The sequence below is a fragment of the Pseudoalteromonas sp. AWH4_217 genome, assembly GCF_056161105.1.
This window is the reverse complement of sequence record NZ_JBSWYM010000001.1, coordinates 355,952-372,460: the sequence shown is the minus strand read 5'-3', so window position 1 is coordinate 372,460 and position 16,509 is coordinate 355,952. Positions and strand designations below refer to the sequence as shown.

At 50.0% G+C, this 16,509-nt stretch carries 14 protein-coding genes; 8 read left to right on the top strand and 6 right to left on the bottom strand.

Annotated features, from left to right (window positions below; all coding sequences use genetic code 11):
• Positions 1-55: 55 nt before the first annotated feature.
• The gene (gene fhuF, locus ACXAH1_RS01640) at positions 56-796 is read right to left on the bottom strand and encodes a siderophore-iron reductase FhuF (protein WP_475193251.1); all 741 of its coding nucleotides are present in this window, start codon (positions 794-796) and stop codon (positions 56-58) included.
• Positions 797-918: 122 nt separating this feature from the next.
• Between fhuF and ACXAH1_RS01635 the strand changes: the two genes are divergently transcribed.
• Positions 919-2,556: a cyclic peptide export ABC transporter gene (locus ACXAH1_RS01635; protein ID WP_475193250.1), complete on the top strand. Its 1,638-nt coding sequence runs from the start codon at positions 919-921 to the stop codon at positions 2,554-2,556.
• On the opposite strand, the gene ACXAH1_RS01630 is transcribed toward ACXAH1_RS01635, so the two are convergent.
• The 4 genes from ACXAH1_RS01630 to ACXAH1_RS01615 all read right to left on the bottom strand — a co-directional run bounded on the left by ACXAH1_RS01630 (position 2,553) and on the right by ACXAH1_RS01615 (position 6,184).
• The gene (locus tag ACXAH1_RS01630; protein WP_475193247.1) at positions 2,553-3,242 is read right to left on the bottom strand and encodes a 4'-phosphopantetheinyl transferase family protein; all 690 of its coding nucleotides are present in this window, start codon (positions 3,240-3,242) and stop codon (positions 2,553-2,555) included. The two genes, ACXAH1_RS01635 and ACXAH1_RS01630, sit on opposite strands and share 4 nt — an antisense overlap.
• 86 nt (positions 3,243-3,328) lie before the next feature.
• Positions 3,329-3,721: a hypothetical protein gene (locus tag ACXAH1_RS01625; RefSeq protein WP_253050322.1), complete on the bottom strand. Its 393-nt coding sequence runs from the start codon at positions 3,719-3,721 to the stop codon at positions 3,329-3,331.
• 2 nt (positions 3,722-3,723) lie between these two features.
• Positions 3,724-5,343 carry a S41 family peptidase gene (locus tag ACXAH1_RS01620; RefSeq protein ID WP_253050326.1) on the bottom strand — a complete coding sequence of 540 codons (1,620 nt, stop codon included), beginning with the start codon at positions 5,341-5,343 and terminating at the stop codon, positions 3,724-3,726.
• Positions 5,344-5,482: 139 nt separating this feature from the next.
• Positions 5,483-6,184, bottom strand: a complete 702-nt coding sequence (locus ACXAH1_RS01615; RefSeq protein ID WP_253050328.1) for a hypothetical protein — start codon at positions 6,182-6,184, stop codon at positions 5,483-5,485.
• A 161-nt stretch (positions 6,185-6,345) separates the two neighbouring features.
• On the opposite strand from ACXAH1_RS01615, the gene ACXAH1_RS01610 reads away from it, so the two are divergent.
• Both ACXAH1_RS01610 and ACXAH1_RS01605 read left to right on the top strand, forming a co-directional pair.
• A complete protein-coding gene (locus ACXAH1_RS01610) occupies positions 6,346-6,726 on the top strand; it encodes a hypothetical protein (protein ID WP_138552605.1) in 381 nt (126 codons plus the stop codon).
• Between the two features lie 354 nt (positions 6,727-7,080).
• On the top strand, positions 7,081-8,274 hold the full coding sequence (locus tag ACXAH1_RS01605) for a DUF3103 family protein (RefSeq protein WP_475193244.1): 1,194 nt from the start codon (positions 7,081-7,083) through the stop codon (positions 8,272-8,274).
• Between the two features lie 442 nt (positions 8,275-8,716).
• On the opposite strand, the gene ACXAH1_RS01600 is transcribed toward ACXAH1_RS01605, so the two are convergent.
• A complete protein-coding gene (locus tag ACXAH1_RS01600; RefSeq protein ID WP_475193243.1) occupies positions 8,717-10,363 on the bottom strand; it encodes an endonuclease in 1,647 nt (548 codons plus the stop codon).
• 321 nt (positions 10,364-10,684) lie between these two features.
• Between ACXAH1_RS01600 and ACXAH1_RS01595 the strand changes: the two genes are divergently transcribed.
• The 5 genes from ACXAH1_RS01595 to ACXAH1_RS01575 all read left to right on the top strand — a co-directional run bounded on the left by ACXAH1_RS01595 (position 10,685) and on the right by ACXAH1_RS01575 (position 16,508).
• Positions 10,685-12,502 (top strand): assimilatory sulfite reductase (NADPH) flavoprotein subunit, encoded by a 1,818-nt coding sequence (locus ACXAH1_RS01595; RefSeq protein WP_475193240.1) that lies wholly within the window; start codon positions 10,685-10,687, stop codon positions 12,500-12,502.
• Positions 12,503-12,556: 54 nt separating this feature from the next.
• Positions 12,557-14,281, top strand: a complete 1,725-nt coding sequence (gene cysI / locus ACXAH1_RS01590) for an assimilatory sulfite reductase (NADPH) hemoprotein subunit (RefSeq protein WP_475193237.1) — start codon at positions 12,557-12,559, stop codon at positions 14,279-14,281.
• 64 nt (positions 14,282-14,345) lie between these two features.
• The gene (locus tag ACXAH1_RS01585) at positions 14,346-15,086 is read left to right on the top strand and encodes a phosphoadenylyl-sulfate reductase (RefSeq protein WP_253050340.1); all 741 of its coding nucleotides are present in this window, start codon (positions 14,346-14,348) and stop codon (positions 15,084-15,086) included.
• Positions 15,087-15,210: 124 nt separating this feature from the next.
• Complete coding sequence (locus ACXAH1_RS01580; protein WP_475193236.1) at positions 15,211-16,002, top strand: hypothetical protein; 792 nt, start codon at positions 15,211-15,213, stop codon at positions 16,000-16,002.
• Positions 15,999-16,508, top strand: coding sequence for a DUF4124 domain-containing protein (locus tag ACXAH1_RS01575; protein WP_475193234.1), 510 nt, complete (start codon positions 15,999-16,001; stop codon positions 16,506-16,508). Before ACXAH1_RS01580 ends, ACXAH1_RS01575 begins: the two co-directional genes overlap by 4 nt.
• Position 16,509 lies beyond the last annotated feature (1 nt).

Sequence of the window (16,509 nt, the reverse complement as noted above, 5' to 3'; positions counted from 1 at the left end):
TCAAATCGTGTCAGTGAGAAACAATTTGCCACTGATTGAATGTGTTCAAGACGTATTATTGCGACAAAGATTTAGCAACTGATGCGCGCATGTTCATGTGCTCAGGTCGTTTTGGGCAATCATCACAGTAACCCTTAACCGGGTGTTCGTGCATCAGGCAGCAATCGCCCCGCACACGCATGGCACCCACATCAAAGCCTTTTTGGTGTGCTTTAAACAAGGGGTTGCGCTTACCACGCCATTGCTGAGTATGCAAAAGCCAGTGCACATCCTGGTTTAACTGGGACGGGTTGGGCAGGTGCTCAGCAATCGTTTTACTGAGGTGGTTCAGGCGATACACCAGGCTGCTCCACAGCACGCGCTCCGCAATACCAAACTGTTCGTTCAGATAGTGGTGTAGAGGCGCAAAGTGCCCGAATATCAATGCATGGTATCTGCTGTCAGTATCGCCTGAGAGTGGACTGATTTCTCCGCAATGCGCCAGCATGAGTCGCTGGCTTGTCAGACACAGTCGGACTGAGTGGGTACTCAGCGGTAAAGGGCGCATCAACACGCTATGACTCAGTAATACAGATGGCATCACTCTGATGGTATACAACATATGCCAGATAGACGCCTGTGCCCGCCCAGCCGTTATTCCCTGTGAATGTGCCCAGCCAGTGATTGCTGTTGCCAGCAGTCCGCGTTCGTCTAAACATTGTGCCAGCGTCGGTTCGGACTGAGACTGAGACAGTGCCATCGCATCGCCATATTCGCTAAAGGGCCCCTGAAAAAATGGCTGCAGTGTCGGTAGCAAAAGAACCTCGATTTCACTTACTTTTTAAAAGACTTAGTTAAGACGTTTGAAGGGTGAATTTTTTTACTTCCAGATCGTCAAGCCATATAAGTAAATTCGCGTTAGCAAATGAGAGAGTCACAGTGCTTGCAAAATTGATCCAAAATACCTGGTGGCGATTCATCGCGACCGCCTTCAGTAGTATTCTGTTTGGTGTAATAAGCGTGTCTTTGGTCGCGCTTATCAACGAAATCATCAATGGCACCCAAGAATCCCGGGCTGAGCAGTTCACCCTGTTTGCAATCCTGGCCTGTCTGGGCGTCGTGTTACAGCTGGTATCTCGTATACTGGCAGAGCAGCTCAGTGAACTCAGTCAGGCGACGGTACGTCAGCAGGTGGCGGAGCACGTTATAGGTGCCCGCTTCAGTCATGTTGAAGCACAAGGCGCCGGTAAAATAAAGTCGTGTCTGACCGAGCATAGTCTTCGGGTTGCGGAGTTCTTTCAGGGGCTGCCCAATATCCTGAGTAACGGCATGATTGTACTGGGAAGTTTTGTCTATATGGCCTGGCTGGATTGGCAGGTATTTGTTTTTGCTATGTTAACCCTGATCTTAGGCTCTGTAGGTTACAGTCTGGCGAATGCCACCGCATTCAGAAAAGTTTCTGAAGCCGCCAGCATTCAGGATACGCTGTATGAACAGTTTGATGCGATCTATGCCGGTGCCAAAGAGCTTAAACTGCATCGCGAAAAGCGTATCACCTTTTTAAATCAGGTGATTGGAGACACCATTACTCTGTTGCAAAAACGTCGGGTACAGGGCGCGAGTATTTACCATTACGCCGCTTCCTGGGGTGGATTCAGTGTGTTTGCTTTCATCGGTGGTGCACTGTTTTATTTGTCAGGGCAAGCCGAAGACACCGGCAAAGTGATGTCGGGTTTTGCACTGCTTTTCTTGTATATGCTCACACCACTGGAAGTGATGCTAGGGGCTATTCCTAAAGCTGCGGCAGCAAAAGCATCGGCCAATACGATTGCCACACTGACAGAAGAAATGGCCCTGATGCCGCACAGCGACCACGCCATGACCACGTTCGAGCAACTGACTCTTAAGGACATTAGCCACGGTTATTATCACGAACAAAGTGACGAAGTTTTTGCGCTCACGCCTATTAATCTGACTCTGCGCAAGGGGGAACTGGTTTATCTGGTAGGTGGCAATGGCAGCGGTAAGACGACTTTTGCCAAGCTGCTGTGTGGCTTGTATGAAGCTCAGGAAGGCAAAATCCAGGTCGACAATCAGGTACTTGAGACTCAGCAATTTGATGATTATCGTCAGCTGTTCAGCACTGTATTTAGTGACTTTTATCTCTTTGATCGGGTTCTGGGTTGCCAGGGGCAGGATTTAGAAGATAAAGGCAATGCCCTGATCCGAAAACTTAATCTGCACCACAAAGTGGCGATTAAGGATGGTGCCTTTACCACCCAAAAGCTATCGCAAGGTCAACGTAAACGTCTGGCGCTGGTGGTGGCATATATGGAAGACAGACCTTTCTATATCTTTGATGAGTGGGCTGCGGATCAGGATCCGGTCTTTAAAGAGGTATTCTATCGTGAGTTGCTGCCGGAGCTCAGCGCTCAGGGCAAAACCGTACTGGTGATCACCCATGATGACAAGTATTTTGCTCTGGCTGATCGGTTACTTAAAATGGACAACGGGTGTCTGAGTGAAGCTGTTCAGGTGGCGCCCGAGACGCCAGCAAAGCACACTGAGCCGGCTTAGACGTCAGCGCGCAAACAGCATTCGGTCAGCACTAGTTCATCATTGTATTGGAAATACACGCTGACCCGAGTGCCTTGCGGCAGAGTTTCATGCAGCGTTTCTGTGAGTGTAAAGAATAACTGATTATCGCTGTATTCCATCAGGCATGCCGCTTCAAACCCAAAAAAGCGTTGTACCACCGGGTATAGCGCTTTATAGATGCTTTCTTTGGCGGAGAAAATCAGGGTCAACGGACAGGTATGCGCCTGGCCCAGCCGTTCGAATGCCGGTTGCTCTGCTTTTGCCAGGATCTGTGTCTGGAGCTCCTGCTCCTGCTTGAGTGACATCTTTCTTTCCAGATCAATTCCCAATCCCAGTATTGCAGGATCGTCACAGACCATGGCCATCGCCAGCTCCCGGGTGTGAGTGATGGTACCCTGAATGCCCACAGGCCAAATCGGCGCGCGACTTTCTGCGCTGGCTATGATGGTATGTGGCAGTCCCAATGCTTTTAGTGCCTGACTGGCACAGTGTCGTCCGGCCAGGTATTCGGCTTTGCGTTTGGCTACGGCGCGGCTGAGTTTGGCGGGCAATGGCTGAGCAAAAGTTGCAAAATCGCTGTCCTGATAGGTTCCAATATGAAAGGCACAGCTGTGACTGGTAAATGGCAGCTGGGGTGTAAACAGTTTGGTGGATGTTAACGACATACGACTCCCTCAGTTAGTGGCCGTCATAATACCGATATAGGGAAGGGTTGCAAGCAGCCGCAGGCGATAAAATGTAGCCGGTGTTATCAGCGTTCAGGCTGCTGTGGATTGATCACACAGGGCACAGTGGATAACACCTGGTACGCTTTCGTTCTGGGATAATACAAGACACACAGCTCAGCGCGTTTTTGCAGCTCGAAGCCGGTCACTCCACCTTCCTTGCTCCCCAGGATCGGCTGCCCAGAAGGGTCCAGACTGTTGCCTTTTTCCAGCAACAGCGTTGAGTTTTGCATAAACACATTATGTGCCAGTCGGGGCGCAGTGCCGCCCTTAAGGGCGACAATGGCGTCTTGAATTTCACGGATCATGGCCGGAGTGGTGTGCTCAATTAACGCCGCATACACAGGGGTTGCTTTAGAGTGTTGGCAGCCACTGAGTAGCAAAGTGAGTAACGTTGCAAACCAGCCCGAACATTTCATAATCACTGACCTTCCAGTGTAGCGTGAATGGCACCATCACGTAGTGGCCTGAATGGCAAAGTCACTGCATGACTGGAGTCGGTATCTCCCGGTCTGGCTGAGACGCCTTGCGGGGCGTCATTGAACAAGCAGCTTCCGGTTGCACTGTGATGCAAAGCGGTAGCAAGCAGACGTTCATTTTCGTCGCCCAAAGCACTGCTGAAATCATCGTTAACACGACAGCCTGGCACTCTGGCATCCAACCCTGCTTCACCGTTTATCTGGCTTGCTGGTGTTGGGGTAAAGCCATCAGCATAGTCTCCAAAGCCTTTTTCATTGGCTGATTTTGATTGAATAGTGTAATACACCATGCCGCAGTTAGGTGCGGGTAAAAAACCATAGGGTTTGCCTCGTGTGGTGGTGCCTATCTGCACGACCTCTACGTCGATACCACGCAGACCATTGATGACCATTTCACTGGCTGAGGCAGTATCGTCGGTAGTGAGTACATACACTCTGGAGAGGTTCAGCGTCGGTAAAGTGGTGTCGTTCAGGAATACCTCCCGGGTCCAGTCTATTTGCCGAGGCTCAAAGGTATAAATGCGATTGTTGTCCTGACGTTTAGCATTATAGGTGGTTACACCAAAATTACGATCCAGCGAACTATCGCCCGCAATCATATAGCCCAGCTGCGCGGCACTGTGGATCAACCCACCACCGTTATAGCGCATATCCAGCACCAGCTCGCTAACCCCATCTGTGATAAAGTCATTGAAAGCCTCGATCAGATCACCCTGAGCACTGGCAATAAACTGATTAAACTGCACATAGCCGACTCGTTTCCCGCCATGATCTATGTACTTCGCATTTTGTACCGGGGACAGTGCAAAATCGATGGCGGTCATTTCGGCTGATTTCTCATCGCCCTGAACAGAGCGAAAGACAAACGTGTGGGCTTTCGTTTCAGTGGGGAACAGAGCCTCATTGAGTTGTGCTACTTCGTCGCTGTTGATGAAATCAAGGCCATCAATGCTGAGCAAACTATCACCACGTACGAGCCCGCTCTGCGCTGCCGGTGAATTGGGTTCAACGTAAGCAATGGTAAAATTACGTGGTGGTGCAGTTTCTATTGCAGCCCAGCGGATCCCATAGCTGGTAGTCACACCCGACTGACTTTCTTTTTGATAGCTTTCGTAGGTTTCCGAGTAGTGGAATTGATCCTTCAACGACCCATCAGAATTACGTTGTGTGGTTTTGAGTTGTGCGAAGTACTCAGCAACGGTGTTAAAGTCCTGCGGGTTGTTGTCTGGTAGCTCGTTGTACCAAAGGTAGGTTTCATGACTGAACGAGCGCAACCACATTTTTTCGTGCATCACGGTGCCCGCTTTGTCAGGGAAAGGCTGATTATTGTTAAACTGATCGACCCCCGAGCGCGGGTTAGCGCAGAAATTAATGAAGTTACTGGCAGGTGCAAATACACCGGCCTGCCAACTCGGTTCTGTGCTACCGTCACCGCTGTTACCACCGTTACTGTTGGTGTTATCGGGTGTTGTTCCGCCGTCTGTACCACCACCGCACCCTGAGAGTGCACTCGCAGTTAAGGCCAATCCGATGGCAAGGTATAAGCTGCTGAATTGCTTCATGGTTCTATCCTGTTTAGTCATTGCACTAAAAACTATCAACACTGTTTCTACAATACAATATAAAGACCGGATTGATTGTTAATTAATGTCAACGGCAGCACAATTAGTAAGTGTAGGACAGCGGCGTCAAATTAAAAGTTCAACCTCGTGAACGGCGGCGTCGCCAGGGCGGGGATTGCAACAGTAACAGCATGCCACTGAGACAGAAAGCCACACTACAGACTGCAAATGTTATAAGTAGCGGGTTGTTAAAGTCATCACGCTCGTCATAATCCATAATGTGCAACATCCAGAAAAAGTCAAAAATACGCCAAAGCGTGCTTCTTACGGTGATCACCTGACCGCTGTTGGCGTCCAGATACAAGGTGGTACTGAAGGTGTCGGCAAAGATGACCCGCCAGATGTGTGGCCGATACTGAACTTCCCGTGGCCCCCGGGCAAGTCGCTGTGCGGATTCAATGGCGCCGTCGCCCAGATAGTGGGCGCGGGCATTAGCACGGATTTGTGTTTCGGTCGGACTGGGAAAGGGGGCTCCTGTGGCGGTGAAATAACCCGTTTCTGCGCCAGTGGCAATGATCATGGGCTGATCCAAAAAATGACTGAAGGTCAGCGCATTGAATTGGTCAACGCGGCGCGCCAGCTGGTCTAAATCGGCCGGGTAGTCGGCGAGCGTGAAAGGATTATTCAGATTACGCTTGGCGAGGTGTTTACCATGCACCATTTCCAAAGGGATCGCGCTCATTACCAGGCCACCGAGCAGCCAGGCAAAGATCTGTAATGCCAGCAGATAGCCGGCCAGCTTGTGAAATTGTCGGATGGGTTTAAAGCTGGATTTATTCATAGTGCTGTTTTTTCGTCAAAATTGCTGATAGCTTATGAGAATTCGCGTAAAATCCATAGTGACATATTGTCGCACCTGCCAATCGTATGTGTTCTGTCGCGTGAACATGGCTCAGGTCTGGCAGCGAACTACTCAAAAAGAAACAAGGTAAATGTCCCGTCATGTCAGAAATCCAGTTTTTAAATGTCGATTTAGAGTTAGAATCCAAGCAGGATATTTCTGCCCTGGTTGCGGATCTTAAGAAGAACGCGGTGGTACTGCACTATGATCAGGATGAGTACCGCCAGCTGGCGAGAATAGAAGCCAGCACTCAGGTGACGAGCCCGGATAAAGCCATTAATCACCTGTGTGAATTAATAGAGTCATGCTCTAAGGCCGCACTGAAGCAATGGTTGGGGTGTTCTAAGCGGACCTTTGATATCGGTTTCAGCTGCGGTGAACAGCCTAAATGTTACTCCCAGGCACTGCACGTCGATACGTTGTTACGGATCTCTGCTATTGGTGCCGGGATGGAGATCACCTTATATCCAGCTGAGAAATAATCCCTTCTATTTAGCCTGTCATTGCTCGTTGAGTTGGATCAGCGCGATAAACCGCACGGATCCAACTATGCTGGCGTGCCGCCTCGCCATTATTCCTTAACCCATAATAGTGACTGAATCCCAATAGAGTCATCACTCTTGTTACTAACTGGATCTAATCTTCATTCTTTTTTTAACATTTTAAATTTATACATAACAATGCTTTAGTGTTTATTTGTTAAATAAGTTGTGTAAATTTTATATTAATGTGTTGATAATTTGATTTTCGTGTTTTATCTTGATTTGGCACACGAGAGGTGGCTTCCCGTGGTTCAGGTGAGGCCAGAACAGGATTATTTCTGGAGAATTATAACAATGAAACGCATATCTCAGATGACCTTATCTGCACTGGCCCTGAGCCTGAGTGCAGCAGCGAGCGCAACCGCAGCCCCGGTAGATACCGTGAATAACCTGGCGGCGCCACTGGCACAAATTGATCGCTTTAATCCACAGGCTTTTCAGGTCAGTGATATTAAGAAGGTGATGGCGAAATCTTTGGCGCAAGAGTTGTCAAGCCAGGGTTCGCGTTGGCAGTCAACACTGGCAAGCCAGTCACACCTGACTGTACAGGACATGCAGGTATCGCAACAGGCGCAATCGCTGATCGGCCAGGCAAGCACACAGACCCGGGTACTGAAAGGATTGCCGCAAAGTGACAGCAACCTGTATCAATTACGTCTGGCCTCTGCAGACATGCTGAGCCAATGGCAGGAAGGCGAAGAGCCGCTGATCGCCTTTGCACCTAAAGGGGATGATAAGACCTGGATCCACGTAGAGGCCTATGACAGTGACGGTCAGCTTCATCTGCTGGATGCCCAGCAAATGCCGCAGCGTCCTGTGCTTGTGCTTGAGTTGGATCAGCAACAGGTACGTCGCGAAGGCCTGGCCGTGATGCAGGATATTTTTAGCAGCGCCAGACAGACACAGGGTGCTGAGCGTTTATCTCGCGATATGCTGCAAGCGAACCAGATGACGACTCAGTCTGAAGCCATTTCGACCAGTGTTTTGAAGCGCATTCGTCTAAACAATGATCAGGAGCCGTGGATCCTGGGTAAGGCTGAAGTGTATGGCATTGTCACCGGTGTGAGCCCGTCGCGCGATGAGCCGGTTCTGGATATTGTTGATATGCCCTACCTTGACCATGACGGCACTGACTATACACCGAATCAAATCCTTATCCACTGGGAACGTTATCGCTGGCAAGCGGCTGATGTATTGCTCATGGAGCAGGATGACAACACCAACTACAAAGATTTAGCGACGACTTTCCTGGATATTGTCACTCAGGTCATGCGCACCATTCCGGATCCCAATGTACAGGGTTATGCGATTATTCCTCAGCTGACTAATCAGCTGATCAAAGCGATGCCAGATCACTGGTTCAGCAATGATGATGACTACGTTGATGTGTTTTATACCTTGTTTGAAGGCCAGAACTATAGCGGGTATATGGGCGCCAGCAATAATGCAAAAATCACATTATCTCCCTTAACCATAGAGCCAAGATAACAGCCAGTGGCCAGCCCATTGTCTTAGCTTATTAGCTCACAACCCGTTGAGTAGGTTACGGTCTAACGGACTAGACCGGTTTTTTTATTCTTCAGCGAGTATACCTTGGGTATGCTCGCTTTTTTGTTGGCTTAGTTCTGGTTGTACCGCCCACACTGATATCTTGTCAGAAGAGGACAGATATGGCCATTTACTGAATTAAGCAAATTGATATAACTTTATTTCGTGAACAATGAAATATAAGCAGAAACAGTTTGTTCAGGGTGTGCGGTTTTAGATTTTCCGGCAGACTACGGTCAGGATGATTTTGCGTGGTGGTGGATTGAAAGTCGATGGATAAAAAGGCAAACCTGTGAAGGCAAACTGATGTCTGCCTTTTTGGTATGGTTCAGCCACGGCCTTGTGCGCTGAACCTGTATTAATGGATATGCATTGGCAGAAGTTACCAGATCTGCTCTACAAACTCAGGGTGATCCACAAACGGGTTGCGATTGCCCTGGAACTGATAGGCACCTTCGTTGCGGGCACGCTCCAGTGCATCAACCGGATCGGCCTGATGCCAGCGTTTGAGCATAGTAACAACCCAGGCCTCGAACACCTGATCACTGCTGCCATTGAGTACTGCGTCGCTGTAGCTGGAGTTAGTTTGCCAGCCACTGATACGATCCTGATAACGCGTGGCCATATAAAAGTAGGCCCGGGCAAAGTCGCCCTTGAACTGATCAATCGGCTCAAACACGGTGCCGCTGTAACCTATGCCCGAGGCACTGCCCAGTTTACTGCCATTAGCTGAAACATAGGTACTGCTGCCGACTTCACCAAACGGGAAGCTGCTGCGGCGAGTATTCACATACCCATCGGATGCAAAGATATGATGAATGTCTGAGTTCATTGGCTCAACCTTGCCGCCAAACCAGCTTTTCGGAAATGAATGCTCACGGTTGTAGCAGTCACCTTCGGTACGGGCGGTACCACATTGATCGCTGATGGCCGTGAATTCATTACTATCTGTTCCGGATGGCTTTTCTGAATAGCGGTCCAGCACCGTACCATTGTTCTCGAAGTAGCGGTCGCGCTCGTACTGATCGATGAACGACCAGATGGCACTGTAGCCCTGATTATTATGGCTGGCAATGATGTTATGCAGGGCAGTTTTAAGAGCATAACCCGATAAACCTGCTGCAGCACTGTAGTAACCAGTCGGAGTATCACCACCACCGTCACCACCGCCATTACCAGTACCCAGCGTGAAGCTGTGCGAAGCCGACGAAGTGAACTGACTACCCGACGCTACCGTCCCGGATGGACCGTTCAGGCTATATGAGCCGTTTCCATAACTGCAACAAATACCGTCGCCATAGCTATCAGATATAGTAAAAGTGTATGAGCCATCGGTTAGGCACAGGCTTTCACTATAGTTCTGACTGGCGCCATAATTCTGTCCGCTTGCGACGGTCGTATTGGACGCATTTTTTATGACCCAGCTGGTCTCCTCACCATACCTGTCCGTGGTCAGGTTGAAGGTCAGCACATTGGCCTGGCAGGCACCACCGGTTGGTGGTGGTGTGCTTGTGGTCCCGCTGGGCTGGAAGTTATCAACATAGACGGTTTCATTGCCGTCAAATCCGCTGACGTCATAAAAACGCAGACCCACGGTGATTTGGCCATTGCTGGTCGCCGTATAATCGTGGCTCAGTTGTTGCCATTGGTTTAATTGTTGCGGATCCGAATAATTGTGATAACCGTCAGCGACCAGACGAGCCCTGACGCCACCTTCAGTATGATAGACCCAGGTACTGAAGGTGTAGGTTTTGCCGGCTTCAACCGTGACGGTTTGTGCCAGATCTGTATTGCCCTGCGTCGTCGTCTGTACATTGACGGCGGCAGCCGTCTGTCCGCTGTAAACGCGATTCTGTTCGGTAGTCAATGAGATACCCGAATCAATGGTGGTCCAGTCGCTGGGTTTACCCAGCTGCCATTGTTCGAAATCTCCGTTGTCTACCTGTCCCCATGCCATGGTACTGAGCAGGCTTAACGCACTGCCAGCCAGGCCCATAGTCAGGCACAAAGGCCCTTTTCTTGTAATCATTTTATTATTCCCGTGTTCTATTTTTTAATTAATATTGTTGTTTGGTTGTAAAAAACCGAGTGGGAGTTTAAAGGAGTTTTGTTACATTGTCGTTAACTTTTTAATTGTATAAATCGGTACAATGATTTTTAATCTGTTTTATTTGGAGTTTTTGAATATCCATAACCAAATGGAATAACAAAGCAGATACTGTTCTTTTTGTCGCGCAGTGAGTTGCGTATCCTGCATGCTAAGAAAATGACCGAATTGCATGTCTGTGCGGTGGAGCCGCAGGCAGTTCGGCGGGGCAAGCTATATAAGGGTTATGGGGAAACAATCATCATGTTGTTAAGTCAACTCAGTGCCGCGGCCAGTCCGCTGACACAAGAACAACTGCAAAAATTACAGGGGTTAGTGGCGGAGCTTAATCCGATCCAGCAGGCCTGGGTCAGTGGTTATCTGGCTGCCAATGCCAACACTGCCGCGCTCGCGGGGACTTTAGGACAGGCACCTGCGGCTGCTTCAGAGGCAGCGCCTTTGACTATTTTATATGGCTCTCAGACGGGCAATGCCAAAGGGGTTGCGGCGCAACTAGAAAGTGCTGCTAAAGCACGTGGTTTGCAAACCAAGTTGGTCAATATGGCTGATTACAAACCTTCAGCCCTGAAAAAAGAACAGTTTATTGCCGTTGCGGTCTCAACGTATGGTGAGGGTGAACCTCCAGAAGATGCTGAGACCCTACATGCCTTTTTGGCTGGCAAAAAAGCCCCTAAACTGGACGGCGTCAAAATCGCGGTACTGGGCCTGGGTGACTCAAGCTATGAGTTCTTTTGTCAGACGGCCATTGATTTTGAAGAGCGCTTGCAAAAGCTGGGTGCCGAGTCTGTGGTTGCGCGCGCTGATCTGGACGTGGACTATGAAGATCAGGCAACTGCCTGGATTGACAGTGCATTAGATGCCTTTGAACCTGCGCTTAAGGCGCAGCAGGCAGAAGGTGGTGCCAATGTAGTAGCCATGCCATTGGCAACGGCCGGTGCGCATGCCAGCCAGTACACTAAGCAAAACCCGTTCAGCGCAGAAATCTCTGTGGTACAGAAGATCACTGGCCGTAATTCAACCAAAGATGTTCGCCACGTCGAAATTTCGCTCGAAGGGTCTGACATTCAATATCTGCCGGGTGATTCACTGGGTGTCTTCTTCCTCAATGACGAACAACGTGTGGACGAGGTGCTCGCCCTGCTTGGTCTTGAAGGCGACAGCGAAGTCACGCTGGGTAACGAGACACTGACACTGCGTACTGCTTTGATTGAAAAACTGGAACTAACTCAGTCTTACCCTGGCTTTGTTGAAAAGTATGCGGCTGCAACGAATAACGCAGAGCTGAGTACACTGGCCGGTGACAAAGCCGAGCTGCGTGAGTACATCGAAGCGCGTCAGATTTTCGATATCATCAAGCAACAGCCGGGAACACTCAGCGCGCAGGCGCTGGTTGACAGCTGTCGTAAGATCCAGCCGCGTTTGTATTCTATTGCGTCGAGCCAGGCTGAAGTAGAAGAAGAAGTGCACCTGACAGTGGGTCTGGTGGAGTTTGAGGCCTTTGGTGAAACCCATCAGGGCGGTTGCTCTGGCTTCCTGGCGCATCGCGTTGAGGAAGGCACACAAGTTAAAGTGTTTAGTGAGCATAACGACAATTTCCGTTTGCCAGCAGACGACAATACCCCCGTGATCATGGTTGGTCCTGGTACCGGTATTGCGCCATTCCGCGCCTTCTTGCAAGAGCGCGAGGCACGCGATGCTGAGGGCGACAACTGGTTATTCTTCGGTAACCCACACTTTACTCAGGATTTCCTGTATCAGGTTGAATTACAAAAGTACGTGAAATCGGGCGTACTGAATCGCATTGATCTGGCCTTTAGCCGCGATCAGGCAGAAAAAATCTACGTTCAGGACCGTTTACGCGAAAAGGGTCAGGACGTGTATACATGGTTGCAAAATGGTGCGCACTTTTATGTGTGTGGAGACGCCAGCCGTATGGCCAAGGACGTTCATCAGGCATTAGTAGACATCGTTAAGCAGTATGCAGGTAAGAGCGACGAGGAAGCTGAAGAGTATCTCAAAGAGCTACGCAGCGCGGGTCGCTATCAAAAAGACGTGTACTAATCCTGCGGGATTAGTCAGTACACACCGTCACAGTGTAAGAATTTAGGAATAAAGATGAGCAATAGCGATTACAAACCCAACAGTAAGCTCGACCCAAACGCCAAACTGTCTGATAACGAGCGTTTGAAAACTCAGAGCAACCTGCTGCGTGGCACCATTACCAATGATTTGGGCGATCAATTAACGGGTGGCTTTACCGCCGATAACTTCCAGTTGATCCGTTTCCACGGTATGTATCAGCAGGATGACCGCGATATTCGTGCCGAGCGTATCAAGCAAAAGCTGGAGCCGATGCACAACGTGATGCTGCGTGCGCGGATGCCGGGCGGTATCATCAAGCCGCATCAGTGGCTGGCGATTGATAAATTTGCCGAAGAAAAAACCGAGTATGGCAGCATTCGTCTGACCACGCGTCAGACCTTCCAGTTCCACGGTGTACTTAAGCCACATATTAAAGAAATGCACCTGACGCTGAACGATGTGGGTATTGACTCCATCGCCACCGCGGGTGACGTAAACCGTAACGTATTGTGTACCACCAACCCGGTTGAGTCTGAGTTGCACCAGGAAGCCTACGAGTGGGCGGCACGCATTTCTGAGCATTTGCTGCCAAAAACCCGTGCCTATGCCGAGATCTGGCTAAATGGTGAAAAGCAGGAAACCACCGAAGAAGAGCCGGTGTTGGGCAGCACTTACTTACCGCGTAAGTTCAAGACCACAGTGACTATTCCACCGAACAACGAAGTGGATGTCCACGCCAATGACCTGAATTTTGTAGCCATTGCTGAAGACGGCAAGCTGGTTGGCTTCAATGTCCTGGTTGGTGGTGGTCTGGCCATGACCCATGGTGATGTGAACACCTACCCACGTAAGGCGGATGACTTTGGTTTTATCAGCCTGGACGACACGCTGGCGGTAGCCGAGCATGTGGTTGGCGTACAGCGTGACTGGGGTAATCGTGCGAATCGTAAAAACGCGAAAACCAAATATACCCTGGATACTTTTGGCACCGATACGTTCAAAGCGGAAGTAGAAAAACGTGCCGGTGTGACCTTTGCGCCGAGCCGTCCGTATGAATTCACCCATCGTGGCGACCGTATTGGCTGGGTTGAAGGCATTGATGGTAAGCACCACCTGACGGTGTTTATTCAAAGTGGCCGGATTTTGGATTACCCGGGCAAACCACTGAAAACCGGTTGTCGCAAGATTGCCGAGATCCATCAGGGCGATTTCCGCATGACGGCGAACCAGAACCTGATCATCGCGGGTGTGCCTGCTGAGCAAAAGGCTGAAATTGAGCAGCTGGCCCGTGAACATGGCCTGATCGATGACACGCACACCGAGCAGCGTAAAAACTCGATGGCCTGTGTGTCTTTGCCAACGTGTCCATTGGCCATGGCAGAAGCTGAACGTTATCTGCCAGATCTGATTGAAAAAACCGAAGCGATCCTGGCCAAACATGAAATTGCTGATGACGACATCATCTTGCGTGTGGTTGGTTGTCCAAACGGCTGTGGCCGTGCCATGCTGGCAGAAATTGGCTTTGTAGGTAAAGGCCCGGGCAAATATAACGTGTATCTGGGCGGTAACCGTGCCGGTACGCGGATCCCGAAACTGTATCTGGAAAATGTCGGTGAAGAGGTTTACCTGCCGGCACTGGATGAGTTGATAGGTCAGTGGGCCAAAGAGCGTCAGCCGGATGAGTGTTTTGGTGACTTTGTGATCCGTAAGGAAATTGTGGCCGAAGTGAAGGTATCTAAAACCGACTTCCATGCTTAATTTAGAAGGCGCCCGGCGCCTTTGACCACAGCTTTTGTGTGGTGGTGAATACTGGGAATGAGTAATGAGTGACTTTAAGCAAATCTTAACGCTGGATAAAGCCTCGCAACAGGCATTATTGAATGATGCGAACGGTATGCTGGCTGAGAAAAGTGTTGAAGAGCGTGTGATCTGGGCACTGGAAAACCTGCCAGATAACCCGATTTTATCGTCCAGCTTTGGGATCCAGGCAGCGGTGATGCTGCATTTAGTAACCCGTCAGCGTCCGGATATCCCGGTGGTCCTGACCGATACCGGCTATTTGTTTCCCGAGACCTATCGCTTTATTGATGAACTGACAGAGCAGCTGAACCTGAATCTGAAAGTCTATCGTGCGACACAGGGCCCGGCATGGCAGGAAGCCAAATTTGGTAAACTATGGGAGCAGGGCGAAGAGGGCATTAAGCGTTATAACACCCTGAATAAGGTAGAGCCGATGACCCGTGCACTGAACGAGTTGCAGGCCGGGACCTGGTTCAGTGGTTTACGCCGTCAGCAGTCTTCGACTCGTGCCGACAAACAGATCTTAGAGATCAGTCGTGGCACGGTGAAGGTGTATCCGATTATCGACTGGCATAACCGTGACGTCTATCAGTACCTGACCAAGCATGGCTTGTCTTATCATCCGTTATGGGAACAAGGCTATGTGTCTATGGGTGATGTGCATACCACCCGTAAACTTGAGCCGGGTATGAGCGAAGAAGAAACGCGCTTCTTTGGTCTAAACCGGGAATGTGGTTTACATATTGATGGTGACGGCATTTAGTCGATTCTTATCGGAGCGCAATCATAACAGCGGACCCGGCCACACAGCCCGGTCCGCTTTTTTGTCACTATTGGGCTGCAAACGCTACACTGTGACTAACGAGGGGAAAGAGAAGGTGACTGCGATGCACATAATACACAGTCTGTTTGGTCTGTTGCTGTGGCTGGTGCCAATCACTGGCCAGGCTGCTGTATCACCCCTTCCGCCGACCGGAACTGAGTTACCGGTGTTGCGTGTTGCTTTGCCTTATAATGCCTTTCCCCCCTTTGTCACTGGCGACCCCAACCGGCCTGGTGTGATCCCTGAGCTGCTGGCACACTTTGCGCCTGAGGGTAAACCGCTGGATGTGGACTATATCCCGGAAGAGCGCTCAAAAAAGCTGATCAACCATAATCAGATCCAGGTACGTATGGAGTCCGAGTCCTGGTATCGGGGTAAAACATCAATGTGCTGGAGCCAGGGATTATACTGGGTAGAGGATGTGTTGATCACACACCAGAATGCCACCGTGCCCACCCAGGATTATCAGGACTTTATTATGCTCGGGCGATTTGGTTATACCTATCCGACGGTTGAGCAGGCATTGGCGCTTGGACAGCTTCAGCAAAAGCTGTTTTACTCGGAACGGGAGATGCTGGATGCACTGGCGTCGCCTGTGAAAGAAGACCGTCGTTTTGCACTGATGAGCCTGCCTGCGATCCGTTGGCTGCAGTTGAGTAATCCTAAATTTATTACCGCGCTTAAAGTACATAAAGTGGTTGATACCGCGGCTTTACAACTGCAGTTCAATCATTCAGAACAGGGGTTACGTGGCTGTGCGCAATTTCGAGATTTCTTTGGGCGCTTTCGCCACTCTACCGAATATCGCTCTATACTGTTAAAGTATGGCCTCGATATAAAAGGAGTGCCGCAATGAAGTACGCAAGTTATCTGTTAATTATGGTGATGCTGATTGGTGTGGCGTCATTGTTTGTTTTAAAGCGCCCAGATGGGCGCACCTGGCTGAGCCTGGATGATATCCTCGGCAAGGCACAGACTCAGGCACAGCAAGTGCTGAATGAATCTAAGCAGCAACTAGACAAAGCTGTAGATATGGTCAGCAGTAAAGATGCACCGACAGCGCAGGACAAACCCGCAAAAATCTATAAATGGCAGGACGCACAGGGCAACTGGCACTATTCAGACCGTCCCAATGCGCGTGGGCAGAGTGAAGAAATGACACTGGACCCCAGCAAGATCACCATTATGGCGGCGGAAAATACTGACATTCTCAAGCAGCTAAAAGAGCAGCAGGATGCCGGCCGGATCCCGAAAGATTTACCGGCAAACATGAGTCCTGCTGACATTAAAAAGTTGATCCAGGATGCACAAAACGTTGAAAAGTTAATGCAGGAGCGCAGCAAGAAGCTCGAAGGCATTTAAC

Coding starts and splice junctions, on each gene's coding strand:
- ACXAH1_RS01610 (WP_138552605.1), top strand. CDS start 6,346: ATGTCAGAAATCCAGTTTTTAAATGTCGATTTAGAGTTAGAATCCAAG.
- ACXAH1_RS01600 (WP_475193243.1), bottom strand. CDS start 10,363: ATGATTACAAGAAAAGGGCCTTTGTGCCTGACTATGGGCCTGGCTGGC.
- ACXAH1_RS01575 (WP_475193234.1), top strand. CDS start 15,999: ATGAAGTACGCAAGTTATCTGTTAATTATGGTGATGCTGATTGGTGTG.
- ACXAH1_RS01595 (WP_475193240.1), top strand. CDS start 10,685: ATGTTGTTAAGTCAACTCAGTGCCGCGGCCAGTCCGCTGACACAAGAA.
- ACXAH1_RS01580 (WP_475193236.1), top strand. CDS start 15,211: ATGCACATAATACACAGTCTGTTTGGTCTGTTGCTGTGGCTGGTGCCA.
- ACXAH1_RS01585 (WP_253050340.1), top strand. CDS start 14,346: ATGAGTGACTTTAAGCAAATCTTAACGCTGGATAAAGCCTCGCAACAG.
- ACXAH1_RS01615 (WP_253050328.1), bottom strand. CDS start 6,184: ATGAATAAATCCAGCTTTAAACCCATCCGACAATTTCACAAGCTGGCC.
- ACXAH1_RS01625 (WP_253050322.1), bottom strand. CDS start 3,721: ATGAAATGTTCGGGCTGGTTTGCAACGTTACTCACTTTGCTACTCAGT.
- ACXAH1_RS01605 (WP_475193244.1), top strand. CDS start 7,081: ATGAAACGCATATCTCAGATGACCTTATCTGCACTGGCCCTGAGCCTG.
- ACXAH1_RS01620 (WP_253050326.1), bottom strand. CDS start 5,343: ATGAAGCAATTCAGCAGCTTATACCTTGCCATCGGATTGGCCTTAACT.
- cysI (WP_475193237.1), top strand. CDS start 12,557: ATGAGCAATAGCGATTACAAACCCAACAGTAAGCTCGACCCAAACGCC.
- ACXAH1_RS01630 (WP_475193247.1), bottom strand. CDS start 3,242: ATGTCGTTAACATCCACCAAACTGTTTACACCCCAGCTGCCATTTACC.